Annotated in this window: 2 protein-coding genes; both read right to left on the reverse strand. The window is 71.3% G+C overall.

The genetic code is table 11. From position 1 onward, the window contains the following. Nucleotides 1–716, reverse strand: a 716-nt coding sequence (locus tag ACWDGI_RS43640; protein ID WP_450768613.1) for an LUD domain-containing protein, incomplete at its 3' end; no start/stop codon positions are given. Further along, on the reverse strand, nt 713–1090 hold a 378-nt coding region (locus ACWDGI_RS43645), incomplete at its 5' end, for a heterodisulfide reductase-related iron-sulfur binding cluster (RefSeq protein ID WP_450768614.1). The genes ACWDGI_RS43645 and ACWDGI_RS43640, both read right to left, overlap by 4 nt.

The raw sequence follows: 1090 nt of genomic DNA on the forward strand, positions 1-1090 counted from the left end.
AGGGTCAGGCACATCCGGCCGTTGCCCTCGGACTCGACGACGACCAGGGTGCCCGTCTCGGCGACCATGAAGTTGGCACCCGAGATGCCGACCTTGGCGCGCAGGAACTTCTCGCGGAGGTGGAGGCGGGCCGCCTCGGCGAGTTCGGCGGGGGTGTCGGTGAGGCCGTCGGGGGCGGGGCGTCCCCACGCGCCCATCTCGCGGCGGAAGATGTCCCGGATCTCACCGCGGTTGCGGTGGATGGCGGGGACCAGGATGTGCGAGGGCCGGTCCTGGCCCAACTGCACGATCAGTTCGGCGAGATCGGTCTCGTAGGCGTGGATGCCCTCGGCCTCCAGCGCCTCGTTGAGGCCGATCTCCTGGGTGGCCATCGACTTGACCTTCACGACCTCCCCCTCGCCGGTCGCCTTGACCAGGCCGGCCACGATCCGGTTCGCTTCCTCGGCGTCCGCGGCCCAGTGGACCGTGCCGCCGGCCGCGGTGACGGCTTCCTCCAACTGGATGAGGTAGCGGTCGAGATGGCGCAGGGTGTGGTCCTTGATCTGTTTGCCGGCCTCGCGCAGCGCGGCCCAGTCGGACACCTCGGCGACGGCCCTGGCCCGCTTGGCGCGGATGGTGTGCGTGGCGTGGCGCAGATTCTGGCGCAGGGTGGGGTTGTTGACGGCCTCGTGCGCGGCCTTGGGGAAGGCCGGCATGCCCAGGTACGTTCCGCTCACAGCGCCGGGTCCTCCTTGGTGCTCGCCAGGATCTGTGCGAGGTGCACCGGCCGCATCCCGGTGCCCAGCCGGGTCATGGTGCCGCCCAGGTGCATGAGGCAGGAGTTGTCGGCCGCGCACAGCACCTGCGCGCCCGTCGAGACGGCGTTGGCCACCTTGTCGGCCCCCATCGCCGCGGAGACGTCGGGGTTCTTGACCGCGAAGGTGCCGCCGAACCCGCAGCACTCCTCCGCCCCCGGCAGCTCCGCCAGCTCCAGTCCCTGCACGGCCTGCAGCAGGCGGCGCGGCCGCTCGCCGAGTCCCAGACTCCGCAGCCCGTGACAGGTCGGGTGGTAGGTCACGGTGTGCGGGTAGTAGGCGCCCACGTCCGTCAC

It is taken from the genome of Streptomyces sp. NPDC001220 (assembly GCF_053597895.1).